General features: G+C 66.1%; 27 protein-coding genes and 1 tRNA gene. 8 read left to right on the top strand and 20 right to left on the bottom strand.

What is annotated here, in order from left to right:
• The first annotated feature begins 29 nt into the window (after window positions 1-29).
• Entirely contained in the window at window positions 30-389 is a 360-nt protein-coding gene (locus HH110_RS19445) for a hypothetical protein (RefSeq protein ID WP_241696521.1), read from the top strand.
• On the top strand, window positions 386-643 hold the full coding sequence (locus HH110_RS10625; protein WP_176989653.1) for a hypothetical protein: 258 nt from the start codon (window positions 386-388) through the stop codon (window positions 641-643). Before HH110_RS19445 ends, HH110_RS10625 begins: the two co-directional genes overlap by 4 nt.
• Before the next feature lie 17 nt (window positions 644-660).
• On the opposite strand, the gene HH110_RS10620 is transcribed toward HH110_RS10625, so the two are convergent.
• Window positions 661-1,335 (bottom strand): hypothetical protein, encoded by a 675-nt coding sequence (locus HH110_RS10620; RefSeq protein WP_176989652.1) that lies wholly within the window; start codon window positions 1,333-1,335, stop codon window positions 661-663.
• A gap of 161 nt (window positions 1,336-1,496) precedes the next feature.
• Here HH110_RS10620 and HH110_RS10615 point away from each other — a divergent pair, with 161 nt between their 5' ends.
• Both HH110_RS10615 and HH110_RS10610 read left to right on the top strand, forming a co-directional pair.
• Window positions 1,497-2,351, top strand: a complete 855-nt coding sequence (locus HH110_RS10615) for a hypothetical protein (RefSeq protein WP_176989651.1) — start codon at window positions 1,497-1,499, stop codon at window positions 2,349-2,351.
• Window positions 2,348-2,611, top strand: a complete 264-nt coding sequence (locus tag HH110_RS10610) for a hypothetical protein (RefSeq protein WP_206677549.1) — start codon at window positions 2,348-2,350, stop codon at window positions 2,609-2,611. Before HH110_RS10615 ends, HH110_RS10610 begins: the two co-directional genes overlap by 4 nt.
• 65 nt (window positions 2,612-2,676) lie before the next feature.
• Here HH110_RS10610 and HH110_RS19315 read toward each other — a convergent pair whose 3' ends face one another.
• Window positions 2,677-3,300: a hypothetical protein gene (locus tag HH110_RS19315; RefSeq protein WP_206677548.1), complete on the bottom strand. Its 624-nt coding sequence runs from the start codon at window positions 3,298-3,300 to the stop codon at window positions 2,677-2,679.
• A 75-nt stretch (window positions 3,301-3,375) separates the two neighbouring features.
• Here HH110_RS19315 and HH110_RS19310 point away from each other — a divergent pair, with 75 nt between their 5' ends.
• On the top strand, window positions 3,376-3,708 hold the full coding sequence (locus tag HH110_RS19310) for a site-specific DNA-methyltransferase (protein WP_206677547.1): 333 nt from the start codon (window positions 3,376-3,378) through the stop codon (window positions 3,706-3,708).
• Complete coding sequence (locus HH110_RS10600) at window positions 3,705-3,941, top strand: AlpA family transcriptional regulator (protein WP_176989649.1); 237 nt, start codon at window positions 3,705-3,707, stop codon at window positions 3,939-3,941. The genes HH110_RS19310 and HH110_RS10600 overlap by 4 nt, the downstream gene beginning before the upstream one ends.
• A 21-nt stretch (window positions 3,942-3,962) precedes the next feature.
• Here the strand turns inward: HH110_RS10600 and HH110_RS10595 are convergent.
• From HH110_RS10595 to rlmE, 16 genes are all read right to left on the bottom strand, one after another.
• Window positions 3,963-4,055 (bottom strand) — tRNA-Ser (locus tag HH110_RS10595).
• 81 nt (window positions 4,056-4,136) lie between these two features.
• A complete protein-coding gene (gene csrA, locus HH110_RS10590; RefSeq protein ID WP_019183311.1) occupies window positions 4,137-4,340 on the bottom strand; it encodes a carbon storage regulator CsrA in 204 nt (67 codons plus the stop codon).
• A gap of 145 nt (window positions 4,341-4,485) precedes the next feature.
• Window positions 4,486-7,134, bottom strand: coding sequence for an alanine--tRNA ligase (gene alaS, locus HH110_RS10585; protein ID WP_176989648.1), 2,649 nt, complete (start codon window positions 7,132-7,134; stop codon window positions 4,486-4,488).
• 107 nt (window positions 7,135-7,241) lie between these two features.
• Window positions 7,242-7,733, bottom strand: coding sequence for a recombination regulator RecX (gene recX / locus HH110_RS10580; protein WP_176989647.1), 492 nt, complete (start codon window positions 7,731-7,733; stop codon window positions 7,242-7,244).
• Between the two features lie 110 nt (window positions 7,734-7,843).
• The gene (recA, locus tag HH110_RS10575; RefSeq protein WP_123728917.1) at window positions 7,844-8,884 is read right to left on the bottom strand and encodes a recombinase RecA; all 1,041 of its coding nucleotides are present in this window, start codon (window positions 8,882-8,884) and stop codon (window positions 7,844-7,846) included.
• A gap of 205 nt (window positions 8,885-9,089) precedes the next feature.
• Window positions 9,090-9,740, bottom strand: a complete 651-nt coding sequence (gene lexA / locus HH110_RS10570) for a transcriptional repressor LexA (RefSeq protein WP_176989646.1) — start codon at window positions 9,738-9,740, stop codon at window positions 9,090-9,092.
• Window positions 9,741-10,273: 533 nt separating this feature from the next.
• A complete protein-coding gene (gene ubiB, locus HH110_RS10565; protein ID WP_176989645.1) occupies window positions 10,274-11,953 on the bottom strand; it encodes a 2-polyprenylphenol 6-hydroxylase in 1,680 nt (559 codons plus the stop codon).
• Window positions 11,954-11,989: 36 nt separating this feature from the next.
• On the bottom strand, window positions 11,990-12,484 hold the full coding sequence (locus HH110_RS10560) for a CinA family protein (protein WP_176989644.1): 495 nt from the start codon (window positions 12,482-12,484) through the stop codon (window positions 11,990-11,992).
• 138 nt (window positions 12,485-12,622) lie between these two features.
• The gene (gene hflX, locus HH110_RS10555) at window positions 12,623-13,933 is read right to left on the bottom strand and encodes a ribosome rescue GTPase HflX (RefSeq protein ID WP_176989643.1); all 1,311 of its coding nucleotides are present in this window, start codon (window positions 13,931-13,933) and stop codon (window positions 12,623-12,625) included.
• Between the two features lie 26 nt (window positions 13,934-13,959).
• Window positions 13,960-14,241, bottom strand: coding sequence for an RNA chaperone Hfq (gene hfq / locus HH110_RS10550; RefSeq protein ID WP_019183319.1), 282 nt, complete (start codon window positions 14,239-14,241; stop codon window positions 13,960-13,962).
• A 107-nt stretch (window positions 14,242-14,348) separates the two neighbouring features.
• Complete coding sequence (gene miaA / locus HH110_RS10545) at window positions 14,349-15,302, bottom strand: tRNA (adenosine(37)-N6)-dimethylallyltransferase MiaA (RefSeq protein ID WP_176989642.1); 954 nt, start codon at window positions 15,300-15,302, stop codon at window positions 14,349-14,351.
• On the bottom strand, window positions 15,302-16,201 hold the full coding sequence (gene folP, locus HH110_RS10540; RefSeq protein ID WP_176989641.1) for a dihydropteroate synthase: 900 nt from the start codon (window positions 16,199-16,201) through the stop codon (window positions 15,302-15,304). The genes miaA and folP overlap by 1 nt, the downstream gene beginning before the upstream one ends.
• A 57-nt stretch (window positions 16,202-16,258) precedes the next feature.
• Window positions 16,259-16,762, bottom strand: coding sequence for a hypothetical protein (locus HH110_RS10535; protein WP_176989640.1), 504 nt, complete (start codon window positions 16,760-16,762; stop codon window positions 16,259-16,261).
• Window positions 16,763-16,869: 107 nt separating this feature from the next.
• Window positions 16,870-17,055 carry a hypothetical protein gene (locus HH110_RS10530; protein WP_019183322.1) on the bottom strand — a complete coding sequence of 62 codons (186 nt, stop codon included), beginning with the start codon at window positions 17,053-17,055 and terminating at the stop codon, window positions 16,870-16,872.
• Window positions 17,056-17,155: 100 nt separating this feature from the next.
• Window positions 17,156-19,099 (bottom strand): ATP-dependent zinc metalloprotease FtsH, encoded by a 1,944-nt coding sequence (gene ftsH / locus HH110_RS10525; protein WP_176989639.1) that lies wholly within the window; start codon window positions 19,097-19,099, stop codon window positions 17,156-17,158.
• Between the two features lie 53 nt (window positions 19,100-19,152).
• Window positions 19,153-19,785, bottom strand: coding sequence for a 23S rRNA (uridine(2552)-2'-O)-methyltransferase RlmE (gene rlmE, locus HH110_RS10520; protein ID WP_176989638.1), 633 nt, complete (start codon window positions 19,783-19,785; stop codon window positions 19,153-19,155).
• Window positions 19,786-19,850: 65 nt separating this feature from the next.
• On the opposite strand from rlmE, the gene yhbY reads away from it, so the two are divergent.
• Window positions 19,851-20,156, top strand: coding sequence for a ribosome assembly RNA-binding protein YhbY (gene yhbY, locus HH110_RS10515; protein WP_019183325.1), 306 nt, complete (start codon window positions 19,851-19,853; stop codon window positions 20,154-20,156).
• 13 nt (window positions 20,157-20,169) lie between these two features.
• Window positions 20,170-20,544, top strand: coding sequence for an Mth938-like domain-containing protein (locus tag HH110_RS10510; protein WP_176989637.1), 375 nt, complete (start codon window positions 20,170-20,172; stop codon window positions 20,542-20,544).
• A gap of 52 nt (window positions 20,545-20,596) precedes the next feature.
• Here HH110_RS10510 and HH110_RS10505 read toward each other — a convergent pair whose 3' ends face one another.
• Both HH110_RS10505 and HH110_RS10500 read right to left on the bottom strand, forming a co-directional pair.
• Window positions 20,597-21,376: a peptidoglycan DD-metalloendopeptidase family protein gene (locus HH110_RS10505; protein ID WP_176989636.1), complete on the bottom strand. Its 780-nt coding sequence runs from the start codon at window positions 21,374-21,376 to the stop codon at window positions 20,597-20,599.
• Window positions 21,373-21,987 (bottom strand): YqaA family protein, encoded by a 615-nt coding sequence (locus HH110_RS10500; RefSeq protein ID WP_176989635.1) that lies wholly within the window; start codon window positions 21,985-21,987, stop codon window positions 21,373-21,375. Before HH110_RS10500 ends, HH110_RS10505 begins: the two co-directional genes overlap by 4 nt.
• Between the last annotated feature and the right edge of the window lie 13 nt (window positions 21,988-22,000).

The raw sequence follows: 22,000 nt of genomic DNA, 5'->3' as shown, positions 1-22,000 counted from the left end.
TGAAGCAGCTCAGCAGTTCGCTGGCAGCGATGCGCAACACCGGCCAGGTGCAGGTCAGCATCACCAAGGGCAACAGGGTCTGGATGCTGACCACCACGATGCACAGGCTGATGCGCACCCCTGATGCGCGCGTGGAGCCGACTCGCGTCGCAGTGGCCCGCGTAATGCGCTCAGCCCCAACTGGCAGCCACAACAGCACCACGGTCCAGCACAAGGACCGGGATCGTGCCGAAATCGCCGATCAGCTTGCCGCGTTCCGGCGCGCCGGCGGCAAGGTCGAAGTCCTGGGCAATACTCCAACCCGTCGCGAGATGACCCGCCGCGAGATCAATGACGCCTCCGGCAGCCAACGGCTGGCGCATGCAACCGCGCAACGAGGCCACCCATGAGCCGCTTTGTGGCGCGACGCTCGCCGAAGAAGCTTGGCGGGTTCTCTTGGGGCCGCTTCCCAGTGGGCGATACCGGCGTCGTCGCGTACCGCCTGTTCCGCCGCGACCACCGCGGCGCGCTTCATACCTCGATCCTGCACTTCTACCCGCGCGACCAGCGCCGCGAAGTCGCGCTGGCTCTGCGTCCGGCGTGCCACCGCCTGCGCGACCGAGTGGACGAGATCGACTTCGTGGCGATGGGGGTAGCCGCGTGAGGACGCTCCTGCGCGCGCTACTCAGCAGCAACTTCTCCGACTATGCCGGGCAGCACGAACTGTCTGAACTCACTCGCGAAGCTGGGAGCAAGCGTCGACATATATCGCAAGTGTTCCAAAAGGAGGCCGGGTTTCGAGGGATTGCCTGCATAACTGTAGGTGGTCTTAGTGCCGATAGCTCTTGCCTCATGCATCACGATCGCGTCTTTGACACGCTTGGCGGCATCAACCAGATCCCGTGTGTGGCTGATCATCGTTGCCAAGTTCGCGCCAATCATGTCAGGCAGCGCATGAATCCTGTCCTCCACGCGCTCAGCATTCGGCAGCAGCGGGATACTGAGCTCGCCAGTTGCGTTCAGCAGCCTCAGAGCACCCCAGCCAGAATCACCGTCGATGGCGGACTCCAACAGCTTTTCCAGGGCGCGGAGGCGGTTTGGAAGCCCAAGAACTTCATGCAGCAGCAGTCGACCAATGATCCGCGCGTTCGCCTCGCGCGTGTTGACCGCTTCCAGATGCTGCTGCTGAGAAATTCCCTTCGCCTCCTCAGCAATCTCTGCGGCTCTCTGGGACGTTCGATTCGCGGACGACGCCACCCAAATTGTTCCTACTGCGGCGAGGAGACCGACCGCGACAGCAAGCCAGTCCGTCAGCTTTCCTACTTCGTCCGCGAGCGGACAGAACTCGATTCCCATAACCCCTCCCTGTTGGAGCCGATTCTGCCATGAACTGCACCCATGCAAAGAAGCACCCCCTTCCCGCCTCCGGCGCATCTCACCTCGCAGGACTAGCTTTCGATGTAGAGCCGATGCTTACCGCTTGCGTTCCGGGTGGGAGCATCCTTGACCCCCAAGTAGTGGCAAACAACATCCGCGCATGGGTAGCCGACCGGAAGCCCGCAGAGCTGGCCGAGCAGCAGGGGCTGGTGCTGCCGCCGCTGCCGGAAGCGTTCGAGGCTGAATTTGCCTGTCCGGGGGCGTCCCCAGTCTCGGCCTACACCTCCGAACAGATGCAGGAGTACGCACGCGACGCCCTCGCCGCAACTGGCAAGCAGCAGGGTGGCGAGGTGCAGGGGGATGGGCGGGCGCAGTTTGAGGCGTGGGCACACGCACAGAGCTACCGCGGCGGCAACATCATCACAGACCGCCATGCGGACCACCCGGACGTGTATGCCTGCCCGAATGCGCAGCTGACCTGGCAGTGCTGGAAAGCCGCCCTCGCCGCCCGCCGGCCGGGGGCGCAGGTGCCGGTGGCTACTGCTATACAACCCGGCAAGCGCGTGAGCATTCTGGTGTCTGCCTGCGGCCCCGCCCGAAAGTTTGATCCTGTTTCGGCTGACGCTGAATTGGCGAGCGTCCAGCTGGTGCCGCTGTGGGAGCTTCCCGAGCTTCACCCCAGGAAGGTCGCATCCGAATGCCTGACCACGATGGAGCACGTGCGGCGGGCTACGCGGCCGAACACAATCAATCGCGTCAAACTGACCGATGCCGTCGCGCTCGTTGGTCGGTTCGTTGCGCAGCTGGAGCGCTCCGAACGACTCGGCGCCGCCCAGCCCGCACAGGGCATCGACCTGGCGGCGTTGCAGGGCGTCAGCGATGAGTACAACGCCTGTATACATTTCCATGCAGCAGGCGAAGGCGACTACGACGACTTCCTGCGCAAACACGCATACGCGAATGAGCGCGATGCAGCGCCGGAGGTGGGGTCGTGAGCGGCAGCATGGCATGGGTCAGGAAGAATTACGGCGTGCCAGCGAAGCGCGGCATGCGCGTGAAGTACACGGGCGACGGCAAGGTCGAGATGGGCACTATCCGGTCCGCCAGCGGCGGCCGGCTCAACATCCAACTCGACACCGCCAAGCACACCTGCCAGTTCCACCCCAGATGGGAGCTGCGCTACTTGACGACCACCACCCTGGCTACCGTCAAGCCGCCTCGTGACCGGCGCACCAGGCTGCGGGAGGACGTGTAATGCGCGAGCATCCAATCCGATCCGCGGCCGCCCAAACTTCTGCCGAATTGCTAACTCCGGCGCAATCACTTGCCGTCGCTGTAGCTGGGCGCTATTCGTCCACTCACTGCATTAACGACCTTCTCAGCCTCGGAGGCAAATCTGAGCAGCTGCCAGACTGCAGTTCTCGCATCTTCCGCCCACGACTTCCGGACTGCTGGCGTGTACCAAACCATCTGGAGCATCGTGGCATTTTCGGGCGCAGCGATTCTTCGCGCTTGTCGCGCTACATACCCGGCAATGGACACGGCCGCCGCAAGGCGCTCAGCAGGGGCCGTATCAAGGGACACCCCCAAAGCACTGATAACCTTCAACTCTGCCTCCAAGGATTCAATCAGCACCAGAAGATTGCCCCTGGCACCAGTCTCTGGCGCGTCGCCGTCCTTGTCGATAGCGCGACCAATTCCGCCAAGGTCTCCCTGCGCTCGGTGCAAGCGAGGCCAGAGGGCGATCATGGCGAACTTGTTGGCAGCAGCTTGCTGTGCCTCCCGTTTCTCGCGCTCACCCCCAGCCAAGCGAAGGGCAACCAAAGCTGCTCCAACCGCGGCTGCGGCACCAAGCCATCCTCCAATTGCCGAAATAGCAGTCCAGTCGGGATGGCATCCGTTGCCGACGGTGAAGCATGGAACAACCACGTTGGCCAAGTACATCGCCCGTCCTCATCCCTTAGTTGCACGGATTCTGCCATATGCGCCAAGGCCACCAACGCAGACCGCGATGCCGGCTTGGAAGGCTTCAACAAGTCAGCGGCCGGCATGGCGTCAAACACCAGCGGCCAACACCTGACTCGCTGCGATGAGGGCTACCAGGTTGCGAGCAGCGCTAACCACCGTCCCACCGTGAAGCCGACCGAACTCATGCGCTATCTGTGCCGCCTCGTCACCCCGCGCGGCGGGCTGGTGCTGGATCTGTTCGCCGGCAGCGGGAGTACCGGCCGGGCCGCGCTCATGGAGGGCTTGCAGTTCGTCGGCATTGAGCTTGACCCCGAATACGCCGCGATCGCAGAGGCCCGCATCCGCGCGGTTCAGCCCGGCCTCTCCCTTGGAGATGCCGCATGACAAACGAAGCAAGGCTACTGACTCTGACGGACGTGAAGTCTCGCGTGGGCATCAGTGGTGCGACCATCTATCGCAAGGTGGCCGACGGAACGTTCTCCAAGCCGGCGAAGGTCGCTGCGCGATCGCTGTGGCCATCGCCCAAGATCGACGAATGGATGGCCTCAGTTATCGAATCACAAAACATGGGGCAAAGCATGGGGCAGGAAGCGCAGGCAAGAAAAAAGCCCCTGTAAACAGGGGCTTATCTCTACAACTGGCGGAGCGGGAGGGATTCGAACCCTCGATAGAGTTTTAAGCCCTATACTCCCTTAGCAGGGGAGCCCCTTCAGCCACTCGGGCACCGCTCCAGTGTTCTTGGTCCGCCGCCGTGATGAATCATCTCAGCGGGGGCGCGAATAATAACGTTTTCCGCGCCCTCAGGTAAAGCCTTAATCCGAAGAATTTTCACTTCCGGATGCATTCGGCTCATCACCGCGCTGGATGCGCTGGTAAATCTCTTCGCGGTGCACGGCCACGTCCTTCGGAGCGGTGATACCGATACGCACCTGGTTGCCCTTGACGCCGAGCACGGTCACGCTGACCGAGTCACCGATCATCAGGGTTTCGCCTACACGGCGAGTCAGGATCAACATTTGTTCAAGTCTCCAGGGGAACCGGTGGTGGCATTTCCCCACCGGCTTGGCGCCCCGGCAAGAGCGCCCCACGACAACGGGAAAAGATTCGCCATAGTACCGTCAGGCCTCCCGACCCATCAAGGAGCAGGAGGCTTCAGGCTGTTCAGATACGGGGGGTGACCCAGTCGACGACGGCGGCCAGTGCAGAAGCAAGGGCGGGCCCGTCCTCACCACCACCCTGGGCGAGGTCCGGGCGGCCGCCGCCCTTGCCCCCGATCTGACTGGCGATATGGGCCAACAGTTCCCCAGCCTTGACCTTGCCCATTGCGCTGCCGTTCACGCCCGCGACCAGAGCAGCCTTGCCGTCCTGGGTACCGGCCAGCACGATCACCGCGTTGCCGAGCTGCTGCTTGAGGCGGTCGATCGCATCGCGCAGCGCCTTGGCATCGAAGCCTTCCAGGCGCGCGGCCAGGATCTTGATGCCGTTGACCTCGACCGCGGCGGCGCCAAGATCAGCGGTCGCACCGGCGGCCTGCTTGGCCTTGAGCGCCTCGAGTTCGCGCTCGAGCTTCTTCTGGCGCTCGCCCAGCTGGCGGATCTTGTCGACCACGTCGCCGGCGTTGCCACCGAGCAGTGCGGCCGCTTCGCTCAGCTGCGCTTCTTCATGGGCCACGTAATCCAGCGCGCCCTGCCCGGTCACCGCTTCGATGCGGCGCACGCCCGAGGACACACCGCCTTCAGCGGTGATCTTGAACAGGCCGATGTCACCGGTGCGCGACACATGCGTACCGCCACACAGTTCGGTGGAGTAATCGCCCATCTTCAGCACGCGCACGTGCTCGCCGTACTTCTCGCCGAACAGCGCCATCGCACCGAAGTCGAGCGCTTCCTGCATGCCCATGTTGTGGACTTCGGCCGCGTTGTTGGCGCGCACCTGCTCGTTGACCTTGCGTTCGATGATCGCCAGGTCCTCGGCGCTGATCGGCGCGAAGTGCGAGAAGTCGAAGCGCAGGCGATCGGGTGCGACCAGCGAGCCCTTCTGCTGGACGTGGGTGCCCAGCACTTCGCGCAGGGCGGCATGCAGCAGGTGGGTGGCCGAGTGGTTGAGGATGGTCGCGCCGCGGCGCTGGCCATCGACCTGGCCGGACAGCACGTCGCCAACCTTCAGGCTGCCGCTGGTGATCCTGCCCACGTGCCCATGGAACTGGCCCGCGAACTTCTGGGTGTCACTGACGTCTACCTGCACGCCGGCGCCTGACAGGCTGCCATTGTCGCCGACCTGGCCACCGGATTCGGCGTAGAACGGGGTCTGGTTGGTCAGCACGATGACGTCGTCGCCGGCCTGCGCGGTCTCCACCGGGCGACCGTCCTTGAGGATCGCCACCACGGTGAGGCCGTCGGCCTGCAGGCGGTCGTACCCGAGGAACACGGTCGGCTTGAGCGTGGCGACCAGATCGGCCGACAGGGTCACGCCGCCGCCGAACTTGCCAGCCGCGCGCGCGGTCTCGCGCTGGGTGTCCATCGCGGCGTTGAAGCCCTCGATATCCACGGTCAGGTCACGCTCGCGCGCGATGTCCTGGGTGAGGTCGAGCGGGAAGCCGTAGGTGTCGTACAGGCGGAACGCATCCACGCCCGGGATCACGCCGTTGCTGACCTTGGCCGCGACGTCGTCGAAGATCTTCATGCCCGAATCCAGCGTTTCAGCGAAACGCTCTTCTTCGGCCTGCAGGGCGCGCACGACGGTGTCGACCTGCGCCGGCAGTTCCGGATAGGCCACGCCCATCTGCTCGACCAGGGTCGGCACCAGCTTGCTGAAGAACGGCTGCCGCACGCCCAGCATCCAGCCATGGCGCAGAGCGCGGCGGATGATCCGGCGCAGCACGTAACCACGGCCTTCGTTGGACGGCAGCACGCCATCGACGATCAGGAACGAGCAGGCGCGGATGTGATCGGCGATCACGCGCAGCGACTTGTTCTCCAGATCGGCCATGCCGGTCAGCTCGCTGGCCTTGCGGATCAGCGCCTGGAACAGGTCGATCTCGTAGTTGGTGTGGACGTGCTGCAGGATCGCGGCCAGCCGCTCCAGGCCCATGCCGGTGTCCACGCACGGCGCCGGCAGCGGCACGAGGGTGCCGTCGGGCTGGCGGTCGAACTGCATGAAGACCAGGTTCCAGATTTCGATGAAGCGATCACCGTCTTCATCCGGGGAGCCCGGCGGACCACCGGCGATATGGTCGCCATGGTCATAGAAGATTTCGGTGCACGGGCCGCACGGGCCGGTCTCGGCCATCTGCCAGAAGTTGTCCGAGGCAAACGGCGCGCCCTTGTTGTCGCCGATGCGCACGATCCGCTCTTCCGGAATGCCCACCATGTCGCGCCACAGCGCATAGGCCTCGTCATCGGTCTGGTAGACGGTGACCAGCAGGCGCTCGGCCGGCAGCTTCCAGACCTGGGTCAGCAGCTCCCAGGCCCAGGCGATGGCGTCCTTCTTGAAGTAATCGCCGAACGACCAGTTGCCCAGCATTTCAAAGAAGGTGTGGTGGCGCGCGGTGTAACCGACCTGGTCCAGATCGTTGTGCTTGCCACCGGCGCGCAGGCAGCGCTGGACGTCGGCCGCGCGCACGTAGCTGCGCTTCTCGGCGCCAAGGAACACGTCCTTGAACTGCACCATGCCGGAGTTGGTGAACAGCAGGGTCGGATCATTGCCCGGCACCAGCGGCGCCGACGGCACGATCGTATGGCCTTTGCCCTTGAAGAACTCAAGGAAATCGCTGCGGATCTGGGAGGTAGTGAATTTGACGGATGCGTTCATGGGGGGCTGGCTTTGTGCGGGCCGGTCAGTCCCTGGCACGCAGCCCCAATGGCCGGGTGTCAACTGCAGGACCGCCGAAACCACAAAGGGTATCAGGCCCGGGCCGCTCAGTCCTCAGGGTCGTAACGGGTGGCCTGGCGGATGCTGTCGCCGGGGAACCCGCGGCGGGCCAGAAGATCGGCGGCTTTGCGCCGCGCAGGCAGTTCCTGCGGGCCGGCGTCGCCGAAACGGCGGCAGACCAGGTCGCGGGCGTTTTCGGTCCAATCGCCTTCGAAGGTGTCCATGGCGGCGGCGATCTGGTCGCTGTCCAGCCCATGCGTGCCCAGTTCGGCGCGGATGTGGATCGGGCCATAGCCCGTGTTGGCCCGGATCCGGACCAGGTTCTCGGCAAACCGGGTGTCATCCTGCCAGCCGGCCTCGGCCAGCTTGGCGACGGCCGCCTCGGCCGCCTCGTTCTCGATGCCACGGGCCTGGAGCTTGCGGGTCAGTTCTTTACGCGAATGCTCGCGGCGCACCAGCAGCCCCAACGCCCGCTGGACCGGCGTCTGTTCCTGGACACGGCGCTTGCGCCGGGGTGCGGGGGCTTCGGAGTCTTGCATGGCAGCAGTCCATTACAGTGCGCCGTCCTTGGCGCCATCCCGTCGGGGAGACGTGAAACTGCAGGACAGGGCGAGCGTCACTGACGGCGCTGCCCTGCCCCGCAGGAAACTCATTCGGCGTCGTCTTCGGCCTCGTCGCCGCCTTCGCGCACAGCTTCTTCCGGCTGGAACTTCTCGCGCAGCTCGGCTTCCAGGCGCTGGGCAATCTGCGGGTTGTCGCGCAGGTAGCCGCGGGCGTTGTCCTTGCCCTGGCCGATGCGCTCTTCGCCGTAGCTGTACCAGGCGCCGGCCTTCTCGACCAGCTTGGCTTCCACGCCCATGTCGATCAGTTCGCCTTCGCGGCTGATGCCTTCGCCGTACAGGATCTCGGTGATGACCTGCTTGAACGGGGGCGCCAGCTTGTTCTTGACCACCTTGATCTTGGTCTGGTTGCCGATGATCTCGTCGCCCTTCTTGATCGCGCCGATACGGCGGATGTCCAGGCGCACCGAGGCATAGAACTTCAGCGCGTTGCCGCCGGTGGTCACTTCCGGGCTCTGGCCCGGCATCATCACGCCGATCTTGTGACGCAGCTGGTTGATGAAGACCACCAGGGTGTTGGAGCGCTTGATGTTGCCGGTCAGCTTGCGCAGCGCCTGGCTCATCAGACGGGCCTGCAGGCCCGGCAGCTGGTCGCCCATTTCGCCTTCGATTTCGGCCTTCGGCGTCAGCGCGGCGACCGAGTCGACCACCACGATGTCCACCGAGCTCGACCGCACCAGCATGTCGGCGATTTCCAGCGCCTGCTCACCGGTATCCGGCTGCGAGAGCAGCAGGTCGTCCACGTTGACGCCCAGCTTGGCGGCGTAGATCGGATCCAGCGCGTGCTCGGCATCGATGAAGGCGGCGGTACCGCCCTTCTTCTGGCATTCGGCAATCGCCTGCAGGGTCAGGGTGGTCTTGCCCGAGGATTCCGGACCGTAGATCTCCACGACGCGGCCCTTGGGCAGGCCACCGATACCGAGGGCGATATCCAGCATCAGCGAACCGGTCGGGATGACCTCGACCGCCTCGACGACGCGGTCGCCCATGCGCATCACGGCGCCCTTGCCGAACTGCTTTTCGATCTGGCTCAGCGCGGCGGTGAGGGCGCGCTTTTTGTTTTCGTCCATCGGAGTGGTCCTTGCAGAGGTCGTATCGGTGGAGGTGCTGTCTTTGGAAGTCTTCTTGGCCATGGGTTCACTTTAAGGCTGGCGTATCGCACGGGCTGAGATTCTGCCCGGCGTTCGGAAAAAAAGTATCGGACATCCGTACCAACCTCAGCAGAACCAGAGATGTGCCACAAAAGACCGCGCGTAATAAGGGGGGAGAACCGGGTCAGCGGTTGGGCCGCAGCAACCCGCAATAGAGGCCTTCGATGGCGAAGTCCTGGTCGGGCAGGACTTCGATCGGCTTGTAATCGGGGTTGCGCGGCAGCAGGCGGATCCGGTCCTTGCCCATCTTCAGCAGCTTGACCGTGATCTCGTCGTCGATGCGGGCCACCACGATCTGGCCGGACCGGGCGTCGCGGGTGCGATGCACGCCGATCAGGTCGCCGTCGAAGATGCCTTCGTCGATCATCGAGTCGCCCTGCACTTTCAGCAGGTAATCCGGTGCCGGCGAGAAGAACACCCGGTCCAGCACCACGAAATCGTCTGAGCCGATGTCCGCCCCGATCGGCAGACCGGCCGCGACCCGGCCCAGCACCGGCAGGCGCAGGACATGGTCCGGCAGCGCCGAGGCGGGCAGCGACTCGGGCAGGCCGCTCTGCAGCGACGGCGCCTGGACCAGCCGGATGCCGCGGGCCTGGCCCGGGATGCGACGGATCGCCCCGGCCTGCTCCAGCGCCTCGAGGTGGTACTGCGCGGCCCGGACGCCCTTGAAGCCGAACGCACGGGCGATTTCAGTCTGCGACGGCGGTGCGCCATCGGTCTCTATACGCTCGGCGATCAACTGCAGGATCGCCTGCTGGGTATCGGTCAGGTCCATGGTTAGTAGTATTACTACTAACGATGCGGGCACGCAAGTGCCCGCAGAGAAGAGCAGATAGAAGAAGGGCGGTCCTGCCCCGGCCGAAGCCGCCGGCAACACTTGTAGCCACCGACCGTTGGTCGGTGACCGCGCGCAGCGCGGCAATGCCTGACGGCGCGGGCGCATGTCGCTTGCGGCCATCTCTCCGGCGTTTAGCCTCTGCCATCTTTTGGGTCAGGCATTCGTGGGGTCCGGATGAGGAGCAGCCACGCGTGGCGTGGCTCTACCGGTGAAAGCGGTGACCGGCCGAAGCAGCCACGCATGGCTTGGCTCTACCCGTGGACGCGGTGACGGGCTGGAGCAGCCACGCATGGCTTGGCTCTACCCGTGGCAGCGGTGACGGACCGGAGCAGCCACGCATGGCGTGGCGCAACCGGGAAGCGGTGACGGGCCGGTCAGGAAGGAGCGTCCGACCAACGGTCGGACCTACACGGAATCCCCCGCTTGGGCGGGAGATTCCCGGGATCCTTCGGATCCCGGCGGCAAGAACCCTACGGGTTCTTGCCGCTGCGCCAGATCGAAAACAGGATCCACACGCCGCAGAACCCGGCGCCGATGAAGCCGGCCACGCCGAGCGCGAGCAGCCAGCGGCTGGAGATGCCGCCGACGCTGTGCATGACGATCGAGGAGCCGATGATCAGCGCGGCAGTCACGATCCCCATCACCAGCCGGTTGGCGGCGCGGTTGACCTGGTCGCCGAAACCCTGCAGCGCGGTGGTCTCGATCTTGAGCTGGAGCCGCCCGCGGCGCGCCATCTGCAGCAGGCGACGGACATCGCGCGGCAGATCGCCGACCAGGTCCATCACCCCGACCAGGCTGCGCTTGCCGCGCTTGAGCATCGCGCCGGGCGAGTAGCGCTGCCACATCACGCGCTCCAGATAGGGACGCGCGGCACTGGCCATGTCGAACTGCGGATCGAGCTGGCGCCCCATGCCTTCCAGGGTGAGGAAGGTCTTGATCATCAGCGCGAGGTCGGCCGGCAGGGTCAACGCGTACTGGCGCAGCAGCTGGGTGATGTTGCCCAGCATCAGGCCCATGTGCAGGTCCTTGAGCGGCACGCCGCGGTACTGGTCGACGAAGGTGCTGATGTCCTGCTGCAGCCGCGATTCGTCGACCTCCACGCCCCCGGCCCAGTCCAGCAGCACGTCGGCCACCTGTTCCGGCTCCTGGGTGACCAGGCCATGCAGCAATTGGGCGACCTGGAAACGGCGCTGCTCGGAGATCGCACCGACCATGCCGAAATCGATCACGCCGATGCGGCCGTCACGCAGGTAGATGATGTTGCCCGGGTGCGGGTCGGCGTGGAAGCAGCCGTCCTCCAGCACCATCTTCAGCACGATGCGCGCACCGGTGCGCGCCAGCTGCACGCGGTCGAGACCGGCTGCATCGACGCCGACCAGGTCACGGCCGGGAATGCCGTCGACGAAGTCCTGCACGTTGAGGCTCTCGCAGGTCCACTCCCAGTGCACGTTGGGGATCAGGATGTCCTCGCGGCCCTGGAAGTTGCGTGCGATGCGCTCGGCATTGCGGCATTCGGCCGCGAAATCCAGCTCGCGGCGCAGCGAGACCTGGAACTGCTGCACGACTTCGGCCGGGCGGTAGCGCTGCAGGTCGGGCAGGCGCGCTTCGACGATTTCGGCCAGCCGCGCCAGCAGGCGCAGATCGGCCTCGATGACGTCACGGATGCCCGGCCGCCGGATCTTCAGCACCACCGCGGTGCCGTCGTGCAGGGTCGCGCGGTGGGCCTGCGCCAGCGACGCCGCCGCCATCGGCGTTTCATCCAGCCACGCGAACACCTCGGTCGCGGGCGCGCCAAGATCGCGCTCCAGCTGATCGCGTACCTGTGCATACGGCAACGCGGGTACGGCGTTCTGCAGTTCGGAGAATTCAGCGATCCAGTCCGGCGGGAACAGGTCCACGCGGGTCGCCAGCACCTGGCCGAGTTTGACGAAGGTGGGGCCCAGGTCTTCCATCGCTCGGCGCACGCGCACCGGCGCGGTCATCCGCAGCATCTGCTGGGTATCGTTCCAGTGCAGCAGCCGGCCGGCGCGTTCGAGCACATCGGCCAGGCCGATGCGGCGCACGAGGTCGCCGAAGCCATAGCGGATCAGGACCGACGCGATTTCCTGCAATCGCCCCAGGTCACGCACGGTACCCAGCGTTTCCCACATCGGCCCACTCTCCTGTCAGCACACCCGGTCAGGATGTCACAACAGCGGGAAGATTCCGGTCAGCGCCTGCTGCACGGTCTGCCGCCGTATGGCTTCGCGGTCGCCCTCGAACTGGAACAGCTGCGCACGCGCGTAGCCGCCACGGCCCTTCCAGCCGATCCAGACGCTGCCCACCGGCTTGTCCTCGCTGCCGCCGCCGGGCCCGGCGATGCCGGTCACCGCCACGGCGATGCCGGCACCGGAATTGATCAGCGCACCGGAGACCATTTCCAGCACGGTCTCGCGGCTGACCGCACCGAACTGCTCCAGGGTCTGCGCACGCACGCCGAGCAGGCGTTGTTTGGCTTCATAGCTGTAGACGACCATGCCGCAGTCGAAGAACGCCGAGGAGCCGGCGATATCGGTCATCGCCTTGGCGATCCAGCCGCCACTGCAGCTTTCGGCGGTCACCAGCTGCAGCGAGGCCTGCTGCAGGCGCTGGCCCACGTCACTGGCGAGGGCGCCCAGCTCGGCGTCGGAAGGAACTGTCATGGGGAAATCCTGGATCAACGGGGGGACGAACGCCCCCTGTTTTAGCCGAAAACGTGGGTGGTGTCGTGTGTCCGCGGGTGCGACGGAGGGTCGCGCTTCCTCAGGATCATGGGCGCCGGCCAGTGGCCGGCACACCCATCACCATTCCGGGAGCTTCTCCGGGAGCATCGCGCGGATCGGTTCGCCGCCCTCGCCGGCCGCCAGCTTCTCGGCCTCGGCGATCGGGATCTCGACCTGGAGGAGCCAGCCGTCCTCGTCGGTGACTTCGCTGCGTACGACCTCCAGCTGATGCAGGCGCGAACGCAGGCGACCTGCACTCGGCGGCAGCCGCAGCTCGCCACTGACGTGCTGCAGGCCCAGGCGCTTGCCCAGCACGGACTGCAGCAGCGGCAGGCCGACATTGTCGCGGGCGGAAATCCAGACCCGCTCGCGGCGTGCGCTGTCCGGGATGCCATCCTGGCCATCGTGGCGCACTTCGGCCCCGTCGATACGGTCGATCTTGTTGAACACCAGCAACTGCGGCAGATCGCCCGCGCCGATGGCGGTCAGGACTTCATCGACCTGCGCGATGCGTTCCTCGCGGTGCGGATCGGCGGCATCGACGAGATGCAGCAGGAAGTCCGCTTCGCGGGCTTCGGACAAGGTCGACCGGAACGCGGCCACCAGATCATGCGGCAGGTCGCGGACGAAGCCGACGGTATCGGCGAGCACCACGCTGCCGCCCGGCAGCGCGATGCGGCGCACGGTCGGGTCCAGCGTCGCGAACAACTGGTCCGCGGCGTAGGCCTCGGCACCGGTCAAGGCGTTGAACAGGGTCGACTTGCCGGCGTTGGTGTAGCCCACCAGGGCCACGCGCGGCAGCTCGCTGCGCAGGCGGGCACGGCGCATCTGGGTGCGCTGCACTTCCACCTTTTCCAGCTTCTTCTGCAGCTGCTCCACCCGCTTCTGCAGCAGGCGGCGATCGGTTTCCAGCTGGGTTTCACCCGGCCCGCGCAGGCCGATGGAACCGCCGCGCTGGCGCTCCAGATGGGTCCAGCCGCGGATCAGCCGCGTGGACATGTGGCGCAGCTGCGCCAGTTCGACCTGCAGCTTGCCTTCGTGGCTGCGCGCGCGCTGGGCGAAGATGTCCAGGATCAGCCCGGTGCGGTCGATCACGCGCCGCTCCAGGAAGCGCTCCAGGTTGCGCTCCTGCCCCGGCGACAGCGCATGGTTGACCAGGATCAGGTCGGCACCGGTCGCATCGGCCGCGGCCTTGACCTCGTCCAGCTTGCCGCTGCCGATCAGGATCGACGGATTGGGCCGATCGATGCGCGCGGTCAGGGTGGCCGCGATGCTGGCCCCGGCGGAGCGGGCCAGATCGGTGAACTCTTCAAGCACGTCGTCTTCGAGCCGGCCGGCATGCGGCTGGATGAGGAGTGCGTGTTCGCCTCGCTTGGAACGGTCAAACACGCAGTTCTCCAGAATTTTTCACACTGTCACTCAACGTCGTCATCACCTTGGACGCCTTCGGCGCCATCATTGGACTGCACATAGCCACCACCGGGCCCGACCTTCACGTTGCGCGCCGGAACGACGGTCGAGATGGCGTGCTTGTACACCATCTGGCTCACCGTGTTACGCAGCAGCACCACGAACTGGTCGAACGATTCAATCGTCCCCTGCAGCTTGATGCCATTGACCAGATACACCGACACCGGCACACGTTCGCGCCGAAGTGCATTCAGAAACGGATCCTGCAGCGATTGCCCCTTGGACATTGCACACTCCTGATTATTGTTTTTATGGTCTTCCGGCAGTTGCCACGGCCCCCGCCGCCCGCCGGAACCCTTGATGGTACACGGGGTGGAGGCGTGAAGGCGTGGACTCAGCGTGCGACGAAGGTCGACACCGCATCCGCCAGGGAAGCCCTGTCTAAATGGGGATCGAACCAGCGCGCATCAAGCTCCCCGCGCAGCCAGGTCAGCTGGCGCTTGGCCAGCTGACGGGTGGCCTGGATGCCGCGTTCACGGAACGCCGCCGCCGTACCCTGCCCGTCCAGATGCTCCCAGGCCTGCCGGTAGCCCACCGCGCGCACCGCTGGGAGATCCAGCGGCACCGCGACCCCGGCCATGGCAGGAAGGGCCCGCAGCGCGCGGACTTCGTCCAGGAACCCGTGGGCCAGCATGGCGTCGAAACGGGTCTCGATGCGCTGGTGCAGCACCGAGCGTTCGCGCGGTGCGAGGACCAGTTTGAGCGCCCGCACCGGCAGCCGGTCCACGCCAGGCAGCTTCTGCCACTCGCTGATCGGGGTGCCGGTCAAGCGATGGACTTCCAGCGCCCGCTGGATGCGTTGCGGGTCGGTGGCGTGAATGCGCTTTGCAGCGGCCGGATCGATGCCGGCCAGCTGCGTATGCATCGCCGCCCAGCCCTGCTCGGCCGCCTCGGCCGCGATCTGCGCGCGCACCGCCGGATCGGCTTCGGGCATCGGCGACAGGCCCTGCAGCAGGGCGCGGAAATACAGCCCGGTGCCGCCGGCCAGAATCGGCATGCGCCCGCGCGCGATGATGTCGCGGACGGCACGCGCCGCGTCGCTGGCGAACTCTGCCGCCGAGTAGGTCTGCCACGGGTCGCGCACATCGAGCAGATGGTGCGGCGCCTGCGCGCGCTCGGCCGCATCGGGCTTGGCCGACCCGATATCCAACCCGCGATAGACCAGCGCCGAATCGACGCTGACGATCTCACCGTCCAGCTGCCGGGCCAGCGCGATCGCGGTGGCGGTCTTGCCCGACGCGGTCGGGCCCATGACCGCGATCGCCAGCGGGCGCCGATCGACGGCCATCAGTCCTCGTCCGGCCAGCGCGGCATCGCCGGGGCGGCGGACACCCGCGGCATCGGGACGGCATCGACCGCTGCCCACACCTTCAGGGCATCGACCGTGGCCGCGACATCGTGCACGCGCAGCAGCATCGCGCCGCGCTGGGCGGCGATCAGGTGCGCGGCCACCGAACCGGCCACGCGGTCACGCGGCTGCTCGCGACCGGTCAGTTCACCGATGCTGCGCTTGCGCGACAGGCCGGCCAGCATCGGCACGCCCAGCTCGAGGAAACGGTCCGAGCGCGCGAGCAGGATCATGTTGTGTTCGGTGGTCTTGCCGAAGCCGAAGCCCAGATCGATGATCAGGTGCTTCTTGGCGACGCCGGCCATCTCGGCCTGGAACATGCGCTCGGTCAGGAAGCGGTGCACCTCGGCGACCACGTCATCGTAGTGCGGGGTGTCCTGCATGCTGCCCGGCTCGCCCTGCATGTGCATCAGCACCACCGGCACGCCGAGGTCGGCGGCGGCGTCCAGCGCGCCCGGCTGGCGCAGTGCATGGATGTCATTGATCAGGCCGGCACCGGCCGCGACGGCGGCACGCATCACCTCGGGCTTGAAGGTGTCGATGCTGATCGGCACGGTGGTTTCGCGTGCCAGGCGCTCGATCACCGGGATGACGCGGCGCAGTTCTTCGTCCAGCGGCACCGGCGCACTGCCAGGCCGGGTCGACTCGCCGCCGATGTCGAGCAGGTCGGCGCCCTCGGCCACCAGCTGCAGGCCGTGTGCGACCGCGGCCTCGACGCTGTCGTGGTCACCGCCGTCGGAAAACGAATCCGGGGTGACGTTGACGATGCCCATGACCCGCGGGCGATCCAGCCGCAGCAGGCGGCCGCCGCAATCGAGCTGGGGGGAGATATCGAACATGGGCAGATCCACGAAGTACGCCAGCGCGTAGTTTACGCCGGCGCACCGGACCGGCAGTCAGAGGTCGCCGAGGCGGGCCCCATCGACCGGCTTGGCCAGCCAGATCGCCAGATCGTTGCCGATCGCATTGACGGTGCGTTCAAGCACATCGCAAGAGCCCTTGAAGCCGGCAAACGCGCCACCGCGCGACACGCGGCGTGCGGTGACCGTGGCCACCTGCTGGCCGTTCTGGAACAGAACGCCGCGCACGGCGGCCGACTTGAAGTGGCCGGTGAACGCATTGCCTGCGCTCTGCGCCTCCACCAGCTCCAGCTTCAACGCGTGTCCACTGCCGGTGTTCACCGGATCACTGCCGAAGACGATGGTGTTGCCATGCGCCGGGGCATTCCTGCCCAGCGCGGTCGCCAGCTGCGCGCCCATCCGGCACTCGGCCTTGATGTTCTCGGCGATGATCGCCGACTCGTTGAACGGCACCGGATCCTGCACGTGGATCTCGGCCGCCATGACCGGCGTGGCACAGCACAGCAGCGCAGCAACGGCTGCGCGCATCGAATGACGCATGAAAATCCCCCTGGAAAGTGTGTCGGCCGATCCCCCGGCCATGCCCGACCGCAGCATGCGGCGCGGGCAAGCGCATCGTGCCCACTGCCGGCCGCGCGCGCAACCGCTCAGCGCTGGCGGCGCTTGCGCTCCACGTAGACAGTCTTGGCGATGCTCATCAACACACCGACCGCGATGCCGATGCCGGCGCCGAGCAGGAAGTTGTCGCGGGTCAGGCCGATGGCCACGCCGATGATCGTGGCGATCACCATTTCGGTGGTATGCGAGATCGGCTGCGGCGGGGGTGCGGACATGGCGACTCCAGTACGGGAACGAATACGGTGTCCCATTATGACCTGCCGGAAACGACGAAGGCCGGGTTTCCCCGGCCTTCGTCACTTACGTGGGCAACACTCAGATCTGCTCGGCAGGACCGGCGATCGGCGCGACCGGACGGGCATCGCCGCCCTTGTCGTTGTTGTTGCCGCCATCCTTGTTGCTGGGCGACTTGTCCCAGCCCATCGGCGGCGGCGGATCGCGGCCTTCCATCACGGCGTTGATCTGCGGCGCATCGATGGTCTCGTACTGCAGCAGCAGCTGGGACATCGTGTGCAGCTTGTCGAGGTTGGCGGTCAGGAGCTCCGTGGTCCGGGCGTAGGCCTTGTCCAGGATGCTGCGGACGACTTCGTCGATGCGGCGGGCGGTGTCGTCGGAGACGCTCTTGTGCTGCGTCACCGAACGGCCGAGGAACACTTCATCGTCCTCTTCGCCGTAGGCGATCGGGCCGAGCTCGTCGGACAGGCCCCACTTGGTGACCATGTTGCGGGCCATCTTGGTGGCGCGCTCGATGTCATTGGAGGCACCGGTGGTGACCTTGTCTGTGCCGAAGATCAGCTCTTCGGCAACGCGGCCACCGTACAGCGAGCACAGCTGCGACTCGATCGCGACGCGGTTCATCGAGTACTTGTCGCCTTCCGGCAGGTACATCGTCACGCCCAGCGCACGGCCGCGCGGAATGATGGTGACCTTGTAGACCGGATCGTGCTCGGGCACCAGTCGGCCGACGATGGCGTGGCCGGCTTCGTGATACGCGGTGAGCGTCTTTTCTTCTTCGCTCATCGCCATCGAACGGCGCTCGGCACCCATCAGGATCTTGTCGCGGGCACGATCGAAGTGGTCCATGCGGACTTCCTTCTCACCGCCACGCGCGGCAAACAGCGCTGCTTCGTTGGCCAGGTTGGCCAGGTCCGCACCGGAGAAGCCCGGGGTACCCCGCGCGATCACCATCGGCTCGACATCGTCGGCCAGCGGCAGCTTGCGCATGTGCACCTTGAGGATCTGCTCGCGGCCCTTGACGTCCGGCAGGCCGACCACGACCTGGCGGTCGAAACGGCCCGGGCGCAGCAGCGCCGGATCCAGCACGTCCGGACGGTTGGTGGCGGCGATGACGATCACGCCCTCGCCTCCCTCGAAGCCGTCCATTTCGACCAGCAGCTGGTTCAGGGTCTGCTCGCGCTCGTCATGACCGCCGCCCAGGCCGGCACCACGGTGGCGACCGACGGCGTCGATTTCATCGATGAAGATGATGCACGGCGCCTGCTTCTTGGCCTGTTCGAACATGTCGCGCACGCGGCTGGCGCCGACGCCGACGAACATTTCCACGAAGTCCGAACCGGAGATCGAGAAGAACGGCACCTTGGCTTCGCCGGCGATCGCACGGGCCAGCAGGGTCTTGCCGGTACCCGGCGGGCCGACCATCAGCACGCCGCGCGGAATCTTGCCGCCCAGCTTGGTGAACTTGGTCGGGTCGCGCAGGAAATCGACCAGCTCGCCGACTTCTTCCTTGGCTTCGTCGCAACCAGCGACGTCGGCGAAGGTGACCTTGATCTGGTCTTCGCCCTGCAGCTTGGCGCGCGACTTGCCGAAGGACATCGCGCCCTTGGCACCGCCGCCACCACCCTGCATCTGGCGCATGATGAAAATCCAGAAGCCGATGATCAGGATCACCGGGAGGAAGTTCATCAGGATCGCGCCCAGCGAGATGCCGCTGGACGGGGGCGCCTGCTCGAATTCCACTTTCTTGCCACGCAGCACGTTGATCAGGTCGCGATCGTAGGGCGCGGTGATGGTGCTGGTCTGGCCGCTGCGGGTGGTGTAGGTCACATCGTTGGCACCGCCGCGCATTTCGCCCAGCACTACCTTCTGGATGTTGCCGCTGTCCACCTGGTCCAGGAACTGCGAGTACGTCGCGCCCTGTGCGCCGGCTCCGCTGCTCTTCGGCGAGAAGCTCTGGAAGACCACCATCAGCACGACGGCGACGACCACCCATAGCAGGAGGTTCTTGGTCAAGTCGTTCATCCTCATTGGCTCCGGTGTTCCTCTAATTCCTGACGCGATTCGTATGGTTGAGCTTACTTGATCTGCGCGCGTTTTCCCTGCCCCAAGGCATACACCTCGGGCGAGCGCTTCCGGGACGCTTCAGGCTTGCGGATCACCACTTTGTCGTACCGGCGGCGCATTTCGCGCACGTAGTCGTCAAAGCCCACGCCCTGGAACAGCTTGATCAGGAACGCGCCACCGGGCTTGAGATGGTTGTCGGCAAAATCCAACGCCAACTCCGCCAGGTGCATCATCCGCGGTTGGTCCACCGCGTCCATTCCACTCTTATTGGGGGCCATATCCGAGAGCACAAGGTCCACCGGCTGATCGCCCAGCATGGCTTCGAACTCCGATAGGACGGTCTGCTCCCTGAAGTCCCCGTGAAGGAACTCCACGCCGGCCAGCGGCGGCATCTCCAGGATGTCCAGCGCCAGCACCCGGCCGGTGTCGCCGATCTGGCGGCGGACCTGCTGGGACCAGCCGCCCGGGGCGGCGCCCAGGTCGACCACGACCATGTGCGGCTTCAGCAGCCGATCCCGCTGCAGCAACTCCTCCAGCTTGTAGGCTGCGCGCGAACGCATGCCCTCGGCCTGGGCCTTCTTCACGAAGGGGTCGGCGAAGTGCTCTTTCAACCAGCGTTGACTGCTTTTGCTACGGGTTGCCATTGAGATGCGGGTCGGATGGGGAGGTCATGATACCCTGATCGCCCCAGTTAACCGCTTGTTCCTGAATGGCTATCGCCCTGACTTCTTCCCAAACCCGTTTCCTCCGCGGCCACGCGCATGATCTGAAAGCCCTGCTCCAGATCGGCGGCAAGGGGGTGACACCGGCCTTCCTGGCTGAACTGGAAGAGGTGCTGGAGCGCCACGAGCTGATCAAGGTCAAGGTCGCCGCCGAAGACCGCGAGGCCCGTGACGCCCTCATCGCCGAGCTGGTCAGTGCCAGCGAAAGCGCGCTGGTGCAGCGCATCGGCCACGTTGCCGTGCTGTACCGCCCGAGCAAGGAACAGCGCCAGATCGTCCTGCCGCGCGGCTGATCCCGGAACGCCCATGCAGCTGAGCCACGAAATCCCCGACTACGCCTACGCCCTGCGCGCCGCCGATGGCCGCAGCGCGAAGGTGAATGACCGGACGCTGGCCGCCAGTTTCATCCTGGCCCCGGACACGCTGATCGAAGCCTGGCCGGTGACCGACATCGCCCAGCTCACGCCCGAGCACCTGCAGCCGGTGCTGGCCTTGAACCCGGCGCTGGTCGTGCTGGGCACGGGCGACACCCAGGTGTTCCCGCCGGCTGCGGTCATGGCCGCCTGCCTGACCCGGGGGATCGGCCTGGAAGTGATGAACAACCCGGCCGCGGCGCGGACCTTCAACATCCTCGCCAGCGAGGGTCGCAAGGTGGCGGCCGCGTTCATCCTGAAGGGGTGAGACCGGGATTTGCGTTCAGAAAAGGCCGCCCCTGGGGCGGCCTTTTTCGTTCTTACTTCGGCGGCAGGTACAGCAGCGGATCGACCGGCTTGCCGTTGTAGCGGATCTCGAAGTGCAGCATGTCGCGTGCAGCACCCGTCCGGCCCATCTCGGCGATCTGCTCGCCGGCCTTGACGCTCTGGCCTTCGTTGACCAGACGCTTGCGGTTGTGGCCATAGGCCGACAGCCACTGGTCGCTGTGCTTGATGATGATCAGCTCGCCGAAGCCGACCAGGCCGGCACCGGAGTACACCACCACGCCGGCGGCCGTCGCGCGGACCGGCTGGCCACTGGCACCGGCGATGTCCACGCCCTGCTTGGTCGCTTCACCCGCGACGAAACGGCCGACGATCGCGCCGTCCGCCGGCCAGCGCCAGCTGATGTTGCTCTTGATCGCGGTGGTCGGCGCGGGGGTCGCGACCGGCGCGGTCGTGCCCGGACGCGGCGCGGTGACCACGGTGGTCGGCGCGCGGCCGGGGCTGCCGCTGCCGCCCGGGTACAGGCGCAGCGACTGGCCGGGATAGATCGTGTACGGCTCGGCCAGCCCATTCCAGGCCGCCAGATCGCGCGGCGTGATGTTGTGGATGCGGGCCAGCGCATACAGCGTGTCACCGCGACGGACGACCGCCGTCTGGCCCGGCTTGGCCACCGAGGTCTGCGGGGTGCTGTGGGCCACGCCACCGCCCGAGCCCGAGGGCCGCACCACGGTGGCGGTGCCACAGGCGCTCAGCGCCGACACCACCAACAGCAGCGCGCCGGTGCGCACTCCTTTGCTCAAACGATCAGCACTCATGCGAACTTCGACCTCCATACAAGCCAGGCCACCAGCACGACCACCAGCGCGGTCGCGATCCAGCCCAACGGTTCAATCCAACGGCGCAGCGCAGCTTCCGCGCGCGGCCCGCCAATACGAATGACCGCCGCCAGCACGTACACGCGCTTGCCACGGCCGATCAACATGCTCAGGAAATACTGTGGCAACGGCACGCCGACGATACCCGATGCCCATGTGAAGACCTTCATCGGGATCGGCATGAAACCGCCCAGCACCAGGAAGGTGAACACTGCCCAGGGCGACTCGGCCATCTTGGCCTGCACGAGGGCGATGCCGCCTTCGATGCTGGTCAACATGCCCAGCGCGGCGAACACCGGCTTGAGCGCTTCGAAGGCGAAGTGACCCAGCGCATAGCCGACCAGCGCGCCTGCCATGGAGCCGGACAGGCTGAGCGTGGCGAACCACCAGCCGCGTTTGGGCTGGGCAACGCACATCGGGGCGAGCATCACCTCGGGCATCACCGGGAAGATGATCGCCTCGATGAAGCTCAACACCGTCAGATAGGTCGGCGCGCGCTCGTGCGCGGCCCACTTCATTGCCCGCTCGTACAGCGGACCGAAAATCTTCATGACGCAACGCTCC

The organism is Stenotrophomonas sp. SAM-B (genome assembly GCF_013387485.1).
In the GTDB taxonomy this organism is placed as follows: domain Bacteria; phylum Pseudomonadota; class Gammaproteobacteria; order Xanthomonadales; family Xanthomonadaceae; genus Stenotrophomonas; species Stenotrophomonas maltophilia_AA.
This window is presented reverse-complemented; position numbering and strand designations above follow the sequence as displayed.